The organism is Streptomyces sp. NPDC028331 (assembly GCF_055565775.1).
Genome location: NZ_JBVHTR010000003.1, coordinates 334,883 through 353,315, shown reverse-complemented (window position 1 = coordinate 353,315; position 18,433 = coordinate 334,883). Strand labels below are relative to the sequence as shown.

The following is an 18,433-nucleotide window of genomic DNA, read 5'->3' as shown; positions in this document are numbered from 1 at the left end:
CCGTCTTGACCGATCGTTCCAGAAAAAACTAGGCTCCGGCGCGTGGCCAGGACCAAGGAGTTCGATCCCGAGGCCGCGCTGCAGTCGGCCCTGGAGCTGTTCTGGCGGCGCGGCTACGAGGCGACGTCGATGTCCGACCTCGTCGAGCACCTCGGCATCGGGCGCGCCAGTCTGTACGCGACCTTCGGCAACAAGCACGAGCTGTACCTCAAGGCGTTCGACCGGTACTGCGAGAACCGTGACGCGCTCCTGCTGCGGGAGTTGTCGGGGCCGGGCCCGGCACTGCCCGCCGTTCGGTCCGTCATCCGGCGGTTCGCCGGCGAGGCGGCGGCCGAGGACCGGCGGCTGGCCGGCTGCCTGGTCACCAACACGGCCGCCGAACTGGCCCCGCGCGACCCGGACGCGGCCCGCCGCGTCGAGCAGCGGTGGGACCACGTCGAGGACCTGCTGCACGCCGCGCTGGTCCGCGCCCGGGCGCAGGGCGAGTTGCCCGCGGACCGGGATCCGCGCGCACTCGCCCGCATGCTGCTGGTCGTGATGCAGGGGCTGCGGGTCGTGGGCAAGGCCTCGCCGGATCCGGCGCGTGTCCGGGACGCTGCGGAGCAGGCCCTGACGCTGCTCGACTGAGGCTCTACGGGTGGAGACGCGCCCTCACGGGCGCGCTTTTCCAGGCCCTCATACTGAACTGATCGGTCAAGAAAAAGGGGAGATCATGACCGCCACCCGCTTCTCCGGGCGCACCGCCCTCGTCACCGGCGCCGGATCCGGCATCGGACGGGCCGTCGCGCTCGCCTTCGCCGCGGAGGACGCACACGTCGTGGTGGCCGGGCGGCGACGGGAGCCGCTGGCGGAGACCGTCGCGCTGATCGAGGAGCGGGGCGGCAAGGCGCTCGCGGTGACCTCCGACGTCTCGCGCGCCGAGGACGCCGAGGCCCTGGTCCGGGCGGCCGTGGACCGCTTCGGGTCGCTCGACGTGGCCGTGAACAACGCGGGCGTCTTCCGGGGCGGCCGGCCCCTGGCCGAGATGCCCGAGGACGACTGGCGCACCCAGCTCGACATCAACGTCACCGGCGTCTTCCTGGCTCTCAAGGCGGAGATCACCCGGATGCGGACCCAGGCGTCCGGTGGTGCGATCGTCAACGTGTCCTCCACCTTCGGCGTCCACACCAGCCCCGCCGGGGCCGCCGCCTACGCCGCCTCCAAGGCCGCCGTCACCGCGCTCAGCCGGGCCGCCGCCCTCGACCACATCCGCGACGGCGTCCGCATCAACGTGGTCAGCCCCGGCGCCACCGCCACCCCCATGTCGCTGCGGCCCGGCGAGACGGAGGCCGACCGGGAGGAGCGCGCGAGGGCGACGCTCCCGCTCGGCCGCATCGCGGCCACCGAGGAGGTCGCCGCCGCCGTGCTGTACCTGGCCTCCGACGCCGCCGCGCCGGTCGTGGGAACGGACCTGGTCGTGGACGGCGGTGGGTCACTGTGAGGCCGGGTGCCCCTGTCGGGCGGGCAGCGGCCCCCGTCACCGTTGTCAGAGCCGACTGGCACAGTGTTCGGCATGGAGGAGCAGCGCACGTCAGTTCGCCTCGTCGTCGTGGACCCGGAACTCGACGCTCAATGCGACCGGGTGGAGCAGCACTTGCTGGAGCCCCTGGCCGGGACTTCCCTTGGATCCGGTGAGGACGCGCTGTTCACGGACGGGCTCGCGGCCTTCCGGCGCATCCGGACGGCCCTGACCGACGCCGTGGCACGCGGGCCGAGGGTGTGGACGCCGAACGGCCGCTGGGAACACGAGGGCCTGTGCCTCGTCCGGCTGCCCACCGGCGACACGGACCTGTTGTACGCGTTGCTGCGTGAGCTGTCCGGAGCCCTCGTCCTGCCGCCCCGGTCAGACGTCGTCGCCGGCTTCCTCGGCGAGGCCTCCGCGACCGGAGAGTCCGCGGCCGGCCTGGTCGGTGCGTTGGCGCGGGTGCTGTCGATGGTGGACCTCGCGCCCGACGCCGACACCGATGTCCTCTTCGCGGCGTTGCAGACGGCCGGGGAGGAGGACGTGCGGCTCTCCTACGCGGAGGAGGAGGCGTGGCAGCGGCTGGCCCACCGGGTCACGATGCTGCTGACGGAGTCCGCCCCCCTGCACCGCTTCCTGTACTGATTCCCGTACGCGAGAGGGCGGCACCCCCCGCACAGGGGTGCCGCCCTCTCCTGGTGCTCCGGAACCGCTGCCGCGTCGGTGAGGGTCGGGGTGACCGGCAGCGGTCCCGGCGTTCGGTGCCGGTCCGTCGGAGGACCTGTCGGCGGATCTGGTCGGCGGGTCTAGCGGTGGTCGCTGCCCTGCGACTGCGACGCCGCGCGGCCGGCCTCCAGGCGGGCCACGGGGATGCGGAACGGGGAGCAGGAGACGTAGTCCAGGCCCACCTCGTGGAAGAAGTGCACCGACTCCGGGTCGCCGCCGTGCTCGCCGCACACGCCGAGCTTGAGGTCGGGGCGCGTGGCGCGGCCCGCCTTCGCGGCGTCGCGGACGAGCTTGCCCACGCCGTCCTTGTCGATCGTCTCGAACGGGGAGACGCCGAAGATGCCCTTCTCCAGGTACGCCGTGAAGAAGCTCGCCTCCACGTCGTCGCGGCTGAAGCCCCACACCGTCTGCGTGAGGTCGTTGGTGCCGAAGGAGAAGAACTCGGCGGCCTCCGCGATCTGACCGGCCGTCAGGGCGGCGCGCGGCAGCTCGATCATCGTGCCGATCGCCAGGTTCAGCTCCGTGCCCGTCGCCGACTCGACCTCGGCGATGACCTTGTCGGCCTCCTCGCGGACGATCTCCAGCTCCTGGACCGTGCCGACGAGCGGGATCATGATCTCGGCGCGCGGGTCGCCCTTGGCCGCCTTGCGCTCGGCCGCCGCCTCCGCGATCGCCCGGACCTGCATGGTGAACAGGCCCGGGATGACCAGGCCGAGGCGTACGCCGCGCAGGCCGAGCATCGGGTTCTGCTCGTGCAGGCGGTGCACGGCCTGGAGGAGGCGCAGCTCGTTCTCGTGCGGCTCCTGGCGGGACTCGGCGAGGGCCACGCGCACCGACAGCTCGGTGATGTCCGGCAGGAACTCGTGCAGCGGCGGGTCCAGCAGGCGGACCGTGACCGGGAGGCCGTCCATCGCCTCGAAGAGTTCGACGAAGTCCTGCTTCTGCAGCGGCAGGAGCTGCTTCAGGGACTCCTCGCGCTCGGCCTCCGTGTCGGCGAGGATCAGGCGTTCCACCAGCTCGCGCCGGTCGCCGAGGAACATGTGCTCGGTGCGGCACAGGCCGATGCCCTGGGCGCCGAAGCGCCGTGCGCGCAGCGCGTCCTCGGCGTTGTCGGCGTTGGCGCGCACCCGCAGGCGGCGCTTGCGGTCCGCGAAGGCCATGATGCGGTGGACCGCCTCGACCAGTTCGTCGGCGTCGTCGGCGCCCGCGTGCATCCGGCCCTCGAAGTACTCGACGACCGGGGAGGGGACCACGGGGACCTCGCCCAGGTACACCTTGCCGGAGGAGCCGTCGATGGAGATCAGGTCGCCCTCCTCGACGACGTGCCCGCCGGGCACGGTCATCCGGCGGCGCTTGGTGTCGACCTCCAGCTCCTCCGCGCCGCACACACAGGTCTTGCCCATGCCGCGCGCGACGACGGCCGCGTGGGAGGTCTTGCCGCCGCGGGAGGTGAGGATGCCCTCGGCCGCGATCATGCCGTCCAGGTCGTCGGGGTTGGTCTCGCGGCGGACCAGGATGACCTTCTCGCCGGAGCGGGACCACTTCACCGCGGTGTAGGAGTCGAAGACCGCCTTGCCGACCGCCGCGCCCGGCGAGGCCGCGATGCCGCGGGCGACCTGCTCGACCTTCGCCTTCTCGTCGAACCGGGGGAACATGAGCTGCGCGAGCTGCGCGCCCGTCACCCGCTGCAGCGCCTCGGCCTCGTCGATCAGGCCCTGGTCCACGAGCTGCGTCGCGATCCGGAAGGCCGCGGCCGCGGTGCGCTTGCCGACGCGGGTCTGCAGCATCCACAGCTTGCCGCGCTCGATGGTGAACTCGATGTCGCAGAGGTCCTTGTAGTGGTTCTCCAGCGTCTCCATGATCTGCAGGAGCTGGTCGTAGGACTTCTTGTCGATGTTCTCCAGCTCCGCGAGCGGGACGGTGTTGCGGATGCCCGCGACCACGTCCTCGCCCTGCGCGTTCTGCAGGTAGTCGCCGTAGACGCCCTGGTGGCCGGAGGCGGGGTCGCGGGTGAAGGCGACGCCCGTGCCGGAGTCGGGGCCGAGGTTGCCGAAGACCATCGAGCAGACGTTGACCGCGGTGCCGAGGTCGTGCGGGATGCGCTCCTGGCGGCGGTAGAGCTTGGCTCGGTCGCCGTTCCAGGAGTCGAAGACCGCCTTGATGGCGAGGTCCATCTGCTCGCGCGGGTCCTGCGGGAAGTCGCGCCCGGCCTCGGTCTTGACGATCTTCTTGAACCTGGTGACCAGCTTCTTCAGGTCGGCGGCGTCGAGCTGGGTGTCGTCGGCGACCTTCTTGGCCTCCTTGGCCTTCTCCAGCGCGTCCTCGAAGAGCTCGCCGTCGACGCCGAGGACCGTCTTGCCGAACATCTGGATGAGCCGGCGGTAGGAGTCCCAGGCGAACCGCTCGTCGCCGGCCTGCTTCGCCAGGCCCTGCACCGACTTGTCGGAGAGGCCGATGTTCAGGACGGTGTCCATCATGCCGGGCATCGAGAACTTGGCCCCGGAGCGGACGGAGACGAGCAGGGGGTTGTCGGCCTGGCCGAGCTTCTTGCCCATCTTCTTCTCGAGGGCGTCGAGGTGCGCACTCACCTCGTCGCGCAGTGCCGGGGGTTCCTCGCCGCTGTCCAGGTAGACCTTGCAGGCCTCGGTGGTGATCGTGAAGCCCGGAGGGACCGGCAGGCCGAGGTTGGTCATCTCGGCGAGGTTCGCACCCTTGCCGCCGAGAAGGTCCTTGAGGTCCTTGTTGCCTTCGGTGAAGTCGTAAACGAACTTCAGGCCCTCGGCGCCGTTCTCTGTTACGTGGCGATCTTTGTTTTCCGACACGGTCTCGACTCCTCGAGGACGCGGTGGCTGCCCTGACGGCGAGGAACATACCCAGATCAAAGGCGTCTGGGTACGTCCACTTGCGCGTCATGCGCCCGTAACCACTCGTCCGCCACCGGATCGAAAGTCAAGGCTTGGCAAGTGGCAACCGGGCGATGTTTTCAGTTCTTGAAGGGATCGCCGCCCGTAGAGGGGGTTTAATGCTCAGATGAGCAGCTCTTGCATCTTCTGATATTCGATCGATGAACGATCAAGGGGTGGCACTCAGTGCCACCCCTTGAGGAAGTGCAACCGCACAAGATCCGCTCATCTGAGCGCAATCCCTATCAGGGGTGGCGAGAATCACGCTAATCGAGGTCGCCCGATTTCACCATGCGGACGGGGATCCGCGCGGAAATGTGTTTGTCATGCGCACGCCAAGAGCGTGGAGTTTTCCGGGACGGGAGCGGGACGGAAGGGAACGGGGCGGGCGGGGTCTCAGACACCCAGTGCCCGCAGCCGCTCCTCGACCCGCTCCGGGGCGTAGAGGTGCTCGACGACCAGCGCCCCCGCCCCCACCAGCCCCGCCCGCTCCCCGAGCCGCGAGACCACCACGTCGAGGTGCGCGGTGGAGCGGGGCAGCGCCCGCTGGTACAGCAGTTCCCGCACGCCCGTCAGGAAGGGCGTCCCGGCCAGGTCGCCCGCGATCATCAGCACCCCGGGGTTCAGCAGCGTCACCACGGTCGCCAGCACCTCCCCCACCCTCCGCCCGGCCTCCCGTGCGAGCGCGACGGCCTCCGGGTGCCCCGCGGCCAGCAGCTCGCGCACGTCCGAGCCGGAGGCGGCCGGCACCCCCGCCCGATCCAGCCGGCGCGCCACGGCACCGCCGCTCGCGACGGCGGCGAGGCAGCCGTAGGACCCGCAGCGGCACAGCGCCTCGGCGCCCTCGGGGACGCGGATGTGCCCGATGTCGCCGGCGCCCCCGTCGATGCCGCGGTAGATCCGGCCGTTCACGACCACGCCCGCGCCGATCCCGGTGGAGACCTTGACCAGCACGAACGCGCCGCAGTCCGGGTGCCCGGTGCGCTGTTCGCCGTACGCCATCAGGTTCGCGTCGTTGTCGACCAGCACGGGCACGTCGGCGGCGCCGCGCGCGTGCTCGGTGAAGGCGCGGCCGAGGCGCCCCGTTATGTCGTAGCCGTCCCAGCCCGGCATGATCGGCGGCTGCACCACCCGGCCGGTGTCGGTGTCGACGGGCCCGGGGACCGCGAGGCCGATCCCGCACACCTCGTGCGCCCGGTGGCCCGCCCTGTCGAGGAGTCCGGCGAACCAGCGGCCCAGTTCACCGAGCACGGCGTCCGGGCCGTCCTCGAGCAGCAGGATGCCCGTATGCTCGGCCAGGATCTCGCCGGCCAGGGTGAGGACGGCGGCGCGGGCGTGCCGGGTGTCGAGGTCGGCGGCGAGCACCACGGCATGCGCGTCGTCGAACTCCAGGGTGATGGAGGGGCGTCCGCCCAGCGGCGAGTCGACCGGGCCGCCCGCGCCCTCGCGCAGCCAGCCGGCCCGGAACAACCGGTCCAGACGCTGGCCGACCGTGGCCCGGGACAGGCCCGTGGCCTGCTGCAGCGCGCCCCGGGTCGTGGCGCGGCCACTGCGCACCAGTTCGAGCAGATCTCCGGCGCCGGCCGACGCGCCCGGCTTTCCGGCTCTTCCGCTCATGCGCACCCCCTTGCGTTCACCAACACCGCATTACATAGTGAGTTTTGCGTGTTAAATAGACGTAACCCTACGGTAGCTACTGCCGAACCGCTCGGCCGGACGTCTTTCGGGGAGACCTGAGTGGAGCGCACGACCCAACTCACCGCCCGCCGTACCGAACTCACGTCTCCCGTACGCCCCTCCGGCTCACCGCCCGCCTCCGGCCCGCGTGGGACCGCCCGTTCCGGGGCCCGTGTATACGACCCGGCCCCTCCCGCGTCTGTGCACGTCAGGGCGGCGCGGGTCCTGGAGGCCAACTGGACGGGCACGTCGACGGTCCCCTCGCGTGAGTTGTACCCGCACCAGTGGTCCTGGGACTCGGCGTTCATCGCGATCGGGCTGCGCCACATCTCGGCGTTACGGGCGCAGACCGAGCTGGAGACGCTGCTGGACGCCCAGTGGGCGGACGGGCGGATTCCGCACATCGTGTTCAACCCCTCCGTGCCCCTCGACGCCTACTTCCCGAGCCCCGACTTCTGGCGCTCCTCCACCGCGGGGCGCGCCGCGGGCGCCCCGCGCACCGTACAGACCTCGGGCATCGTGCAGCCACCGGTCCACGCGCTGGCGGCCTGGCTGGTGCACCTGGCCGACCCGGGGCTCTCCCGGGCGCGCGGCTTCCTCGCCCGGGTCCACCCGCGCCTGGCGGCCTGGCACCGCTATCTGCTGCACCGCCGCGACCTGGGCGGCGGCGGGCTGGCCTCGGTGGTGCACCCGTGGGAGCAGGGCATGGACAACAGCCCCGCCTGGGACGCGCCGTTGTCCAGGATCACCCCGGCCCCGGCCCGCTCGTTCCGCCGCGCCGACCTGGCCCACGGCGCGCCCGAGGACCGGCCGACGGATCTGGACTACGGGCGGTACGTGCGGCTGGCGACGGAGTACCGCGACGGCGGATACGCCGACGGGACGGACAAGGGGGCGGCCCGTACGGCCTCGGTCGAGGGCGGTGGTGGCGGAGGGGCGGGCCGGTTCGCGGTGGAGGACCCGGCGTTCAACGCACTGCTGATCGCGTCGGAGCACGCCCTGGCCCGTATCGCGCAGGAGTTGGGCGCCGGGGGCACGGCACGGCACGCCCGCGCGGAACGCCTGACGGGGGCCCTGATCGACCGGTTGTGGGATCCGGACGAGGGGATGTTCTTCTGCCGGGACGTGTACGGCGGCGGCACGGGCGGCACCCTCGTTCCCGAGCGCACCGTCTCCGGCCTGATCCCCCTGCTGCTGCCCTCGCTCCCCCGGGACATCGCCACCGCCCTCCTGGGGACCCTGCGCGGGCCGCACTTCTCGCTCGGCGGGGCCGCCCGGCTCGTACCCAGCTACGACCTGCTCGGCGAGGCCTTCGATCCGCACCGGTACTGGCGGGGGCCCGCCTGGTTCAACACCGGCTGGCTGCTGGAGCGCGGGCTGCGCGTGCACGGCGAGCAGGCGGACGCCGACGCGCTGCGCGAGGCCCTGCTGGACACCGCGGACACCTCCGACTTCGCGGAGTACGTCGACCCGTACACCGGCGAGGCCTGCGGAGCGGCCGGCTTCGGCTGGACCGCCGCCCTCACCCTCGACCTGCTCCACGACCACCCCGGACAGGGCGTGTCCCCGACGGGCACCGGCACGTTCGACAGGAGTGACAAGGGAGGGGAGCGGGGATGACGGACCGGCACCATCTGCTCGTGTGCGGCGCGACGTTCGCCGCGGTGGGCGACAGCGGGGACATCAACGGGGTGCGGGGCGTCACCTCCCCGTCCGGGCTGTTCGTACGGGACGCACGCCATCTGAGCCGCTGGCAGCTCACCGTCGACGGCGCGGTGCCCGAGACGCTCACGCCGGTCGCCGACGGGGACACGGCGCGCTGCGTGCTCGTGCCGCGCGGCGGCCGCCAGGAACCGCCCGCGCACACCCTGTTCCGCGAACAGGCCGTCGTGGACGGGGCGTTCGTGGAGTCGCTGCGGCTCACCAGCAACCGCCCGGTGCCGACCACGGTCCGTGTCGCGGTCACGGCGGACGCCGACTTCACGGACCAGTTCGAGCTGCGATCCGACCACCGCACGTACGCCAAGACGGGTGCCGTGCGCTCGCGCCAGGTCCTGGAGGACGGCGTGGAGTTCGGCTACCGGCGCGGCGAGTGGCGCTCCTGTACGAGGGTCACCGCCGAACCCGCGCCGGACGGTGTCGAGGAGACCGGCACGGGCGCCCGGCGCCTGGTGTGGACGCTGGAGCTGGAGCCGCACGGCTCGGCGGAGCTGACGCTGCGGGTCGCCGCCCGGCCGCACGGGGCGGCGCAGGACCCGGTGGTCCCCGCGTCCCCGGCCGCCGCCAACCACCGGCTCCTCGCGCTGGAGGGCGCCTTCATGGAAGGCATCGCCTTCCCCACCGGCTGGCCCGAGCTGGCCACGGCCTGTGCGCGGGGCCTGTCCGACCTGGCCGCGCTCCAGGTCCCGGCCACGGGACCCGACGGGGAGGAGCTGCGCGTCCCGGCGGCCGGCGCGCCCTGGTTCCTCACGCTCCTCGCCCGCGACGCGCTCCTGACCTCCCTCTTCGCGCTCCCCTACCGCCCCGGGCCGGCGGCGGCCACTCTGGCCGCGCTCGCCGCGACCCAGGCGACCGAGGTCTCCGCGGGTTCGGTCGCCCAGCCGGGCAAGATCGTGCACGAGGTGCGCCACGGGGAGCTGGCGCACTTCGGGCAGGTGCCGTACGGGCGGTACTACGGCTCGGTCGACGCGACACCGCTCTTCCTGGTGCTGCTCGGGGCCTACGTCGAGCAGACCGGTGACACGGCGACGGCCCGCCGCCTGGAGCCCCACGCCCGCGCGGCGATCGGCTGGATGCTGGACCACGGCGGCCTCACCTCGCGCGGCTACCTGGTCTACCGCGCCGACCAGGGCGGCCTCGCCAACCAGAACTGGAAGGACTCCCCCGGCGCGATCTGCTCCGCCGACGGGAGCCGTCCCACCGGGCCGGTGATGGCGGCGGGGGCGCAGGGGTACGCGTACGACGCGCTGCGCCGCACCGCGCAACTGGCCCGCACGGTGTGGGACGACGAGGTGTACGCGGCGCTGCTCGAACAGGCGGCCGGGGATCTGCGGGACCGCTTCCAGCGGGACTTCTGGATGGACGAACACTCCTTCCCCGCGCTGGCGCTGGACGGCGAGGGCCGCCAGGTGGACGCGCTGGCCTCCGACGCGGGCCATCTGCTCTGGTCGGGGCTGCTGGACAAGGAGTACGGCGAACTGGTGGGCCGCCGCCTCCTGGAACCGGACTTCTTCTCCGGCTGGGGCGTCCGCACCCTGGCGGCGGGCCAGGCGGCGTACCACCCGATGTCGTACCACCGCGGCTCGGTCTGGCCGCACGACAACGCGCTGATCACGCTGGGCCTGGCCCGCTACGGCCTGCACGACGAGGCCCGTGCGGTGGCCCACGCCCTGGTCGACGCCGCGACGGCGACGGGCCACCGGCTGCCGGAGGTGCTGGCCGGGTACGACCGCGACACCCACCCGGAGCCGGTGCCGTACCCGCACGCCTGCGTCCGCGAGTCCCGCTCGGCGGCGACACCCCTCGCCCTGCTCACGGCGGTGGGCGGGGCGTAGCGCCCCGTCGTCACAGACACCCGGGACCGCGCGGAGCCAATGGGCGGGCGGCGCGCGGCCCCGGGGCGGCTCTCTCCGAGCCCTTCACAAGCGCGGCCCACTGTCCTCGCGGACTGGGTTGACCTGGGGTTTGCCGGGTGTTTGCCGGGCGCTGGGGCGCCGTGGTGAACGCGGGTAGCCGGCCGCCCGTAGGGGATGAAGGCGGGCCCAGCCTCCCCAGCGTGGCCCGCCTCCACCACGGGCTTCGCACGGAAGGACCCTCGGGTTGCCTCTCAACACGCGCGCACCACAGACGACGGACAAGGCGGGGGCGGCCACGGACGGGGTCCTGCCTGCGGAGGAGGGCGAGCGGCCGGCGGCGGAGGCGATATCCGGCGCTCCGGGCGAGCCCGCCGACCGTGCGACGGAGCCGGACGCCCAGGAGACCCCCCCGGCCGGGGACGGCCACGGCACGGCGCCCGAGCCCGAGGCGGACACCGCGACCCGCGAGCCCGGCCACGACAGGGCGGCACACGCTCACGAGACCCACGCCGGGCCGACGGCCGGGCCCGTCCGGCCTACCGCGGAGACGATCGCGGAGACGGCCGCGGAGACGGCTACGGAGACGGCCGCTGAAGCGACCACGGAGGCGGGCGGGGACGCGGACGCCGAGCAGGGCGACGAGCAGAGCGCCGAGGAGCCCCGGCCGGCGTCCGCCGCCGCGGCGGACCGCGAGCCGGAGAACGGCACTCCGGCGGACCGCGAGCCGGAAGAGGGCACTTCGGCGGACGGGGACCCGGAGGACGGCACTTCGGCGGACCACGAGCCGGAGGACGGCACTTCGGCGGACGGGGACCCGCAACGCACCGCCCCGGCGGACAGCGCCTCAGCGGACAGCGCCCACGACGACCGCCCCGCCTCGGCGGCGGACACCGCGGCCGTCGCCGACGGCGAACCCGTCGCGACCCCGGCCGCCGAGCCCGAGGCCGAGGCCGAGGCGCAGGGGGAGAACGGGGCCGACGACAGGGCCGGTACGACCGACGGCCCCCGGCCCCGCTTCCGCCTGCGCACCTGGCGGGCCGACCACCCGCGCGCCGCCCGCGTTCTCGGTGTCACCGTCACCGTTCTGGCCGGCGCCCTCGTCGTCCTCTCGCTCGTCATGCCCAACAGGACCGCGAGTTTCCGGCCGGCCATGTTCCTGCGGATCCCCGTGGAGGCACTGATCGGGGCCGTCGTGCTGACCGCTCTGCCGCGGCGGCCGCGGCTGGTCGTCGCCTGGCTCGCCGGTGTCGCACTCGGCGTGCAGACCATGCTCAACGTGCTCGACGCCGGCTTCTACCAGTACCTCGGCCGCGACTTCAACGCCGTCCTCGACTGGCCCCTCTTCAGCGACGCCTACTCCTACCTCCAGGACACCCTGGGCGGCACGGGCGCCCTGGGAACCCTGGTCGCGGCCGTCGCGCTCGTCCTCGTCGTCCTCGCCGTCTCGGCACTGTCCGTCGTCCGGCTCAGCAACGTCATGGCCCGGCACCGTGCCACCACCACCCGTACCGTCCTCGTCCTCAGCATGGTGTGGATGACCTGCACGGTTCTCAACCTGCAGTACAGCGGTGTGCCGCTGGCCGCCGACCGCGCCGTCACGATGCTCAAGGTCCGCTCCGACCTCATCCGTCAGACCATCAGGGACGAACGGGAGTTCTCCAAGACCGAGAAGGTCGACGCCTTCGGCGCCACCCCGGGCTCCGAGCTGGTGCCCGACCTGCGCGGCAAGGACATGATCTTCACGTTCATCGAGAGCTACGGCCGCAGCGCCATCGAGGACCCGGTCGAGGGGCCCGGCGTCGACGCCACGCTCGACGCGCAGACCCAGGCCCTCGCCAGGGCCGGCTTCCACGCCAAGAGCGGCTGGCTGACCTCGGCGACGTACGGCGGCAGTAGCTGGCTCGGCCACTCGACGACCATGTCGGGCCTGTGGATCAACAACCAGAACCGCTACCGGACGGTCACCCAGGGCGGCGCCGGCGACCACCTCACCCTGACCAAGGCGTTCCAGAAGACCGGCGACTTCGACACCGTCGGCATCATGCCCGGCGTGCAGAAGGGCTGGCCGGAGGCCAGGTGGTACGGCCTCGACAAGGTCTACAACGCCTTCCAGCTCGGCTACAAGGGGCCGAAGTTCAGCTGGTCGACCATGCCGGACCAGTACACCCTCGAGCAGTTCCAGAAGCTGGAGCACAGCAAGCAGCCGGCCGACGGCAAGTCGCGGATGTCGTTCCTCATCCTGACCTCCAGCCACACGCCCTGGGCGCCGATCCCGAAGATGGTCCCCTGGGACAAGCTGGGCAACGGCTCGATCTTCGACTCCATCGAGAAGGCGGCCCACCCGGCCTCCTACACCTACACCAGCGACCTGCACTCCAAGCAGGAGTACGGCAAGTCCGTGCAGTACACGGTGACCGCCCTGTCGGAGTGGCTGCAGCGCTACGGCAAGGACGACACCGTGCTCGTCTTCCTCGGCGACCACCAGGCGAACGCCCACGTCACCGGCAACAACGCCAGCCACGACGTGCCGATCTCGATCGTCGCCAAGGACCCCGAGGTCCTGGACAAGGTCGCCGACTGGGGCTGGACGGACGGCCTGCGCCCGGCGCACAACGCCCCGGTGTGGAAGATGAGCGCCTTCCGCGACAGGTTCCTCACGGCCTACGGCTCGACCCCGCACCCGAAGAAGTGAGCACCGGGGCGGGGAGGGCGGGTTCAGCCCCCGGAGGTATCCAGCTCCGCGTCCTCGCCGACCCCCGCGCAGTCGTAGGGGTCCTTCAGCCAGCCGTCCGGCAGCACCACCCGGTTGTTGCCGGACGTACGGCCGCGGGGCCCGTCGGCGCCGGCCGGCCAGGGCTGGTCGAGGTCCAGTTCGTCCAGCCCGGCCCGCAGCTCCTCCAGTGAGGAGGTGATCGCGAGGCGCTTGCGCATCTCGGAGCCGACCGCGAAGCCCTTCAGGTACCAGGCGACGTGCTTGCGGAAGTCGACGACGCCCTTCGACTCGTCCCCGATCCACTCGCCGAGCAGCGTGGCGTGCCGGACCATGACGTCGGCGACCTCGCGGAGCGTCGGCCTCGCCATGGCTTCCGTCCGCCCCTCGAAGGCCGCCACCAGGTCCGCGAACAGCCACGGCCGCCCCAGGCAGCCGCGGCCCACGACCACCCCGTCGCAGCCCGTCTCGCGCACCATCCGCAGCGCGTCCCCGGCCGACCAGATGTCGCCGTTGCCCAGCACGGGGATCTCCGGCACATGCTCCTTCAGCCGCGCGATGGCGTCCCAGTCCGCGGTGCCGCCGTAGTGCTGGGCGGCCGTCCGCCCGTGCAGCGCGATGGCCGTCACGCCCTCCTCGACGGCGATCCGCCCGGCGTCCAGGTAGGTGATGTGGTCGTCGTCGATGCCCTTGCGCATCTTCATGGTGACCGGGAGGTCGCCGGCCCCGCTGACCGCCTCGCGCAGGATCGCCCGCAGCAGGTTCCGCTTGTAGGGCAGCGCCGAGCCGCCGCCCTTGCGGGTCACCTTCGGCACCGGGCAGCCGAAGTTGAGGTCGATGTGGTCGGCGAGGTCCTCCTCCGCGATCATGCGGACGGCCTTGCCGACGGTGGCCGGGTCCACGCCGTAGAGCTGGATCGACCGCGGCTTCTCGCTCGCGTCGAACTTGATGAGCTGCATGGTCTTGTCGTTGCGCTCGACCAGCGCCCGCGTCGTGATCATCTCGCTCACGAACAGCCCCTTGCCGCCGCTGAACTCTCGGCACAGCGTGCGGAACGGCGCGTTCGTGATCCCGGCCATGGGCGCGAGCACGACGGGCGGCTGGACGGTGTGCGGGCCGATCTGCAAAGGGGACTCGGTCATGGGCATTGCCCCATTGTCGCGTATCGGCGATGACCATGTAAGAGTCATTAGTTAGACACACTATTGATGTCGGCGTACCATGGGTCCATGCCCGAGCTCAGCCACCGCCGACGTCTGCTGGTGCTCGCGATCTGCTGCATGAGCCTGCTGATCGTGAGCCTCGACAACACCGTTCTGAACGTGGCGCTGCCGTCGATGCAGCGGGAACTGCACGCGAGCGTGTCCGGCCTGCAATGGACCATCGACGCGTACACGCTGGTCCTGGCCTCGCTGCTGATGCTCGCGGGTTCGACGGCCGACCGGATCGGCCGCAAGCGGATCTTCCTGGCGGGCCTGACGGTCTTCAGCGTCGGCTCCCTGCTGTGCTCGCTCGCACCGAACCTGGAGCTGCTGGTCGTGTTCCGCATGGTGCAGGCGGTGGGCGGCTCGATGCTCAACCCGGTCGCCATGTCGATCATCACCAACACCTTCACCGACGCCCGTGAACGGGCCCGCGCGATCGGGGTGTGGGGTGCCGTGGTCGGGATATCCATGGCCGCGGGCCCGCTGGTCGGCGGGCTGCTGGTGGAGTCGGTCGGCTGGCGGTCGATCTTCTGGGTCAACCTGCCGGTGGGACTGGCCGCGCTGCTGCTCACCCTGCGCTTCGTCCCGGAGTCCCGGGCGCCCAAGGCGCGCCGCCCGGACCCGGTGGGCCAGCTACTGGTGATCGCCCTGTTCGGCTGCCTGACGTACACGATCATCGAGGCGCCGGAGGCCGGTGCCGGACGGATCGTCCCGTTCGCCGCGGTCGCGTTCCTGGCGCTGCTCGGCCTGCTCCGCTACGAGCCGCGCCGCGCCGAACCGCTCATCGACCTGCGCTTCTTCCACTCGGCGCCGTTCAGCGGGGCCACGGTGATCGCCGTCAGCGCGTTCGCGGCCCTCGGCGGCTTCCTGTTCCTGTCCACGCTGTACCTGCAGAACGTACGCGGCCTGGACGCGCTCCACGCGGGCCTGTGGATGCTGGCCCTGGCGGCCCCGACGATGCTGTGCGCCCCGCTGTCCGGCCGTCTGGTCGGCAACCGCGGGCCGCGCCTGCCGCTGCTGGTGGCGGGCTGCGCGATGACCGCGAGCGCCGTGCTGTTCGCGGCCTTCGAGGCGGAGACGTCGAACCCCATGCTGCTCGTCGGCTACGTCCTGTTCGGCATCGGCTTCGGCTTCGTCAACGCCCCCATCACCAACACCGCCGTCTCCGGCATGCCCCGCGCCCAGGCCGGTGTCGCCGCGGCGGTCGCCTCCACCAGCCGCCAGCTCGGCCAGACCCTCGGTGTGGCGGTGGTCGGCGCGGTGCTGGCGTCCGGCGTGACGGCGTCGTCCTACCGGGCGACGTTCGTGACGGCGGCCCGGCCGGGCTGGTGGATCCTCGTCGCGTGCGGCGCCCTGGTGCTGGCCCTGGGCGCGCTCACCACCGGCCGGTGGGCCAGGAAGACGGCCGAACGCACGGCCGAGCGGCTGGAGTCCCCCGAGGTGCGCGAGGCGTCCGGCGTCTCCGCCCAGGGCGGCAGGCGCCCCTGAAGCGTCAGGCGGCGCTCCGCTCCAACGCGATCGCATGCAGCTTCTCCAGGCGTTCCCGGGTCTCCTGGTCCGCCGGCGCGTACGTCACCATCCGCGGCCCGTTGTGCGGCCCCAGCCACAGGTCCGTGTGGTCCACCGTCAGCAGGCCCACGTACGCGTTGCGGAACTGCTTGCGCTTGCTGCGGGCGCCCACCACCTCGTGCCGCTCCCAGTTCTCGCGGAACTCCGCGGACTCGGTGGTCAGCCGCTTCAGCAGCATCTTCCAGGCCGGCTCCCCGAGGTGCTCGGCCATGTTGGCGCGGAACTTGGCGGCCATGAGCCGCATGGTCTCGTCGAGTTCGACGATCGACGCACGCCAGTCCGGGTGCGTGTAGCTCAGCACCATGCAGTTGCGGTCCGCCGGCGGGACGGTGTCCAGGTCGCACATCAGCAGCCCGTAGGTGCGGTTGTAGGCGAGGATGTCGTACCGGCTGTTGGAGATGCAGGCGGGGAGCGGCTCGAGCTGTTCCAGCAGGATCCGCTGGGCCTCGGTGACCGACGGGCAGTGCGCGCCGGGTGCCGGGTCCACGGCACCGGCCAGGTTGAACAGGTGGGCGCGCTCGCTGGCGTCGAGCAGCAGCGTGCGGGCGAGGGCGTCGAGGACCTGGACGGACACCTGGATGTCCCGGGCCTGCTCGAGCCACGTGTACCAGGTGACACCGACCGCGGCGAGCTGCGCGACCTCCTCGCGGCGCAGCCCCGGGGTGCGGCGGCGCCGGCCGCGGGGCAGTCCGACCTGCTCGGGGGTGATGTGCTCGCGGCGGTGCCGCAGGAACGCGGCGAGCTCGTGCCGCCGGATCTCGGCCGTGCGCCTGCCGGGCGCCTCCGGCTCGGGGGCTTCCCGGGCCTGCCGGGCTCGGTCCTGGCGGGCTTCGCGGACCGCCGTCGTCTCGCGGACCGCCGTCGTCTCCCGGGCCGCCGTCGTCTCCCGCACCATCGTCGCCATGCCCCCAGTCTGTCGCCCCTCGGACCCTGTTTCCAGGTGGCGTGGGTACCAGGATAAAGAGACTCTGGTACCACGCTATGAGCCGGCGGAGGCTCGATGGCGTGACTGAGACTCTCACTTCCCGTACCGTCCGCTCGCCGGTGGCGACCCCACGGCTGGGCGGGCTCGGACTGTTCACGGTGCTGCTGGGCGCGGCACTGCCTCTCATCGACTTCTTCATCGTCAACGTCGCCCTGCCGACGATCGGCAGGGACCTGCACGCGGGCGAGGCCGTCCTCGAACTGGTCGTCGCCGGGTACGGAGTGTCGTACGCCGTGCTGCTCGTGCTCGGCGGCCGGCTGGGCGACCTGTTCGGCCGGCGTGAATTCTTCCTCTACGGAATGGCCGCCTTCGGCGTGACCTCGCTGGCGTGCGGCCTCGCGCCGACCGCCTGGACGCTGGTGGCGGCACGCGTCGCGCAGGGCGCGGCGGCCGCGGCGATGCTGCCGCAGGTGCTGGCCACGATCCAGGCGGCCACCAGCGGGCAGCACCGCGCCAGGGCGATGGGCCTGTACGGCGCGACGGCCGGTCTTTCCATGGTGGCCGGGCAGATCCTCGGCGGGGTCCTGGTGGCGGCGGACGTCTGGGGCACCGGCTGGCGTTCGGTGTTCCTCGTCAACGTTCCGGTCGTGGTGGTCGGCCTGTTCCTGGGCGCGCGGGCGGTCCCCGAGACCCGCTCGCAGCACCCGGAACCGGTGGACGGGCCCGGCACGGTGCTGCTCGCCGCCTCCCTGCTGGCCCTGCTGGCGCCGCTGACCGAGGGCCGGGCGGCGGGCTGGCCGCTGTGGACCTGGCTGTCGCTGGCCGCGTTCCCGTTCGCGGCGTGGGCGTTCTACGCGGTGGAGCGCCGCGCGGACCGGCTGGGCCGTACGCCGCTGGTGCCGCCGAGCCTGTTCGCGCTGACGTCGCTGCGCCGCGGTCTGGTGATGATCGTGCCGTTCTCGATCGGATTCAGCGGTTTCATGTTCGTGATCGCGGTGTCGCTGCAGCAGGGCGCGGGGCTCGGTCCGGTCTCCGCGGGTCTGGCGCTGACGCCGATGGCGCTGGCGTTCTTCGTGGTCTCGCTGTACGGGCCGCGGCTGGTGGCCCGCTTCGGCACCCGGGTGGTGACCGTCGGCGGGCTGATCCAGGCGGTCGGCATCGGGCTGCTGGTCGTGACCGCCTGGCGCTCCTGGCCGCACCTGGGCGTGTGGGAGCTGCTGCCGGGCGCGGCGGTGGCGGGCGCGGGCCAGGCGCTCCAGCTCCCGATCACCTTGCGGATCATCCTGTCGGAGGTGCCGACGGCGCGTGCGGGCGTCGGCAGCGGCGTCATGGTGACGACGCAGCAGTCGGCGCTGGCGCTGGGCGTGGCGACGCTCGGCACGCTGTTCCTGACGCTGGCGCCGGGCATGGGCATGCGGGACGCCCTGGTGACGACACTGCTGGTCCAACTGGCCGGCATCGCCCTGACGGCCGCCCTGAGCCTGCGACTGCCCCGCACGATCGCATGAGGGCGGTGATCCTGCGGGGCGCCCGTGACCCGGTGGGGGCCCGGGGGACCCGTGGCCCCCACAGGCGGTAGGACGGACCGGAGGGCGAAAACCACCCACAACAGGCCAAAGGTCCAAACGCCTACGGCGGCCTC

The 18,433-nt window shown here is 72.4% G+C and carries 12 protein-coding genes; 8 read left to right on the top strand and 4 right to left on the bottom strand.

Annotated elements, in window-relative coordinates:
• Positions 1 to 42: 42 nt before the first annotated feature.
• The 3 genes from ACZ4SW_RS05685 (at position 43) to ACZ4SW_RS05675 (ending at position 2,146) form a co-directional block, all read left to right on the top strand.
• Positions 43 to 627 (top strand): TetR/AcrR family transcriptional regulator, encoded by a 585-nt coding sequence (locus ACZ4SW_RS05685; protein ID WP_468238353.1) that lies wholly within the window; start codon positions 43 to 45, stop codon positions 625 to 627.
• Between the two features lie 85 nt (positions 628 to 712).
• Positions 713 to 1,480, top strand: a complete 768-nt coding sequence (locus tag ACZ4SW_RS05680; protein ID WP_468238351.1) for an SDR family NAD(P)-dependent oxidoreductase — start codon at positions 713 to 715, stop codon at positions 1,478 to 1,480.
• A 72-nt stretch (positions 1,481 to 1,552) separates the two neighbouring features.
• Positions 1,553 to 2,146 (top strand): hypothetical protein, encoded by a 594-nt coding sequence (locus tag ACZ4SW_RS05675; RefSeq protein ID WP_468238349.1) that lies wholly within the window; start codon positions 1,553 to 1,555, stop codon positions 2,144 to 2,146.
• A gap of 161 nt (positions 2,147 to 2,307) precedes the next feature.
• On the opposite strand, the gene ppdK is transcribed toward ACZ4SW_RS05675, so the two are convergent.
• Positions 2,308 to 5,049, bottom strand: coding sequence for a pyruvate, phosphate dikinase (gene ppdK / locus ACZ4SW_RS05670; protein ID WP_468238347.1), 2,742 nt, complete (start codon positions 5,047 to 5,049; stop codon positions 2,308 to 2,310).
• Between the two features lie 477 nt (positions 5,050 to 5,526).
• The gene (locus tag ACZ4SW_RS05665; protein ID WP_468238345.1) at positions 5,527 to 6,747 is read right to left on the bottom strand and encodes an ROK family protein; all 1,221 of its coding nucleotides are present in this window, start codon (positions 6,745 to 6,747) and stop codon (positions 5,527 to 5,529) included.
• Positions 6,748 to 6,867: 120 nt separating this feature from the next.
• Between ACZ4SW_RS05665 and ACZ4SW_RS05660 the strand changes: the two genes are divergently transcribed.
• From ACZ4SW_RS05660 to ACZ4SW_RS05650, 3 genes are all read left to right on the top strand, one after another.
• The gene (locus tag ACZ4SW_RS05660; RefSeq protein WP_468238342.1) at positions 6,868 to 8,427 is read left to right on the top strand and encodes an MGH1-like glycoside hydrolase domain-containing protein; all 1,560 of its coding nucleotides are present in this window, start codon (positions 6,868 to 6,870) and stop codon (positions 8,425 to 8,427) included.
• Positions 8,424 to 10,361, top strand: coding sequence for an amylo-alpha-1,6-glucosidase (locus tag ACZ4SW_RS05655; protein WP_468238340.1), 1,938 nt, complete (start codon positions 8,424 to 8,426; stop codon positions 10,359 to 10,361). The genes ACZ4SW_RS05660 and ACZ4SW_RS05655 overlap by 4 nt, the downstream gene beginning before the upstream one ends.
• Before the next feature lie 1,138 nt (positions 10,362 to 11,499).
• Positions 11,500 to 13,074, top strand: a complete 1,575-nt coding sequence (locus ACZ4SW_RS05650; RefSeq protein ID WP_468238517.1) for an LTA synthase family protein — start codon at positions 11,500 to 11,502, stop codon at positions 13,072 to 13,074.
• A gap of 23 nt (positions 13,075 to 13,097) precedes the next feature.
• On the opposite strand, the gene dusB is transcribed toward ACZ4SW_RS05650, so the two are convergent.
• Positions 13,098 to 14,240, bottom strand: a complete 1,143-nt coding sequence (gene dusB / locus ACZ4SW_RS05645) for a tRNA dihydrouridine synthase DusB (protein WP_468238337.1) — start codon at positions 14,238 to 14,240, stop codon at positions 13,098 to 13,100.
• 81 nt (positions 14,241 to 14,321) lie between these two features.
• Here dusB and ACZ4SW_RS05640 point away from each other — a divergent pair, with 81 nt between their 5' ends.
• Positions 14,322 to 15,785, top strand: a complete 1,464-nt coding sequence (locus tag ACZ4SW_RS05640; protein WP_468238335.1) for an MFS transporter — start codon at positions 14,322 to 14,324, stop codon at positions 15,783 to 15,785.
• Between the two features lie 4 nt (positions 15,786 to 15,789).
• Here the strand turns inward: ACZ4SW_RS05640 and ACZ4SW_RS05635 are convergent, their stop codons facing one another.
• Positions 15,790 to 16,770, bottom strand: coding sequence for a helix-turn-helix transcriptional regulator (locus ACZ4SW_RS05635; protein ID WP_468238332.1), 981 nt, complete (start codon positions 16,768 to 16,770; stop codon positions 15,790 to 15,792).
• Positions 16,771 to 16,871: 101 nt separating this feature from the next.
• Here ACZ4SW_RS05635 and ACZ4SW_RS05630 point away from each other — a divergent pair, with 101 nt between their 5' ends.
• Positions 16,872 to 18,299, top strand: coding sequence for an MFS transporter (locus ACZ4SW_RS05630; protein ID WP_468238330.1), 1,428 nt, complete (start codon positions 16,872 to 16,874; stop codon positions 18,297 to 18,299).
• Positions 18,300 to 18,433: the final 134 nt, after the last annotated feature.